Source organism: Shewanella sp. 10N.286.45.A1 (assembly GCF_041470405.1).
Taxonomy (GTDB): Bacteria; Pseudomonadota; Gammaproteobacteria; order Enterobacterales; family Shewanellaceae; genus Shewanella.
Genome location: NZ_JBFRMK010000340.1, coordinates 1 through 759 on the forward strand (window position 1 = coordinate 1; position 759 = coordinate 759).

Here is a 759-nt window from a genome sequence, read left to right on the forward strand (position 1 = left end):
GGCTTCGTTCAACAAGCTGTTAAACAAGGACAAAAAACAGTTGGTTTTGCTCCTTCGTCGCTAATTTTAACCAACTATTTTTTGCCTCTTAATGAGGCGTTAGGTTTTCAAGATGGAACTGGAGCAAATCAACGATTATCTTTCTAAACTCGAAGGTCCTGCTGATGTAGAAAATATATCAGTAGAGAAATCCGATGTTTCGGGATCATTTTTAATTAAATTTAATGGCGATACTGGCACTAAAGACGATGGTGAAATCGAACTAGAGTTTTATGGTGTCGATTCAATGTGCCTTTCATTTCGATTATTAGCTCCTGCAAAACTAGAATTATCGAACGAATTAGCGGCAAAGGTACTTGATTCAAATTATCTCGAAAATGAGCTAAATTTCTACCAACTTACAGACGATGTAGGTGCTAAGTGGTGGATTTATGCTAAAGGGTTTAAGGCAAGGTTATTACCTGTATATTACGGATAAAGAAAACCTAACAAATAAGGATAGGCCGCGCGCAGCCGCGTCCTTATCCCAAGTGTTGAACAAGCCCGAGTGATACCTTTATAGTGTAAATATCGGCGTAAGATCTTACGCTTTTTGGATGTGTGCTGAGCAGTAACATTTTTTACTGGCCGCATCTATCCCTTAGCATCGTCAGCTAATTTTCTTACCTCAATATATCAATGTCTTAGCACCTCCTTTTTCTTATTTTTCTTTGTATGTTAAATCTCAATTTTGTAGTCCGTCCGCTTAAACGGTGGGGT

Annotated in this window: 1 protein-coding gene; it reads left to right on the top strand. The window is 38.3% G+C overall.

Features of this window, described 5'->3' with window-relative positions:
• The first annotated feature begins 112 nt into the window (after window positions 1–112).
• Window positions 113–478 carry a hypothetical protein gene (locus tag AB4238_RS20780; RefSeq protein WP_372035363.1) on the top strand — a complete coding sequence of 122 codons (366 nt, stop codon included), beginning with the start codon at window positions 113–115 and terminating at the stop codon, window positions 476–478.
• Window positions 479–759: the final 281 nt, after the last annotated feature.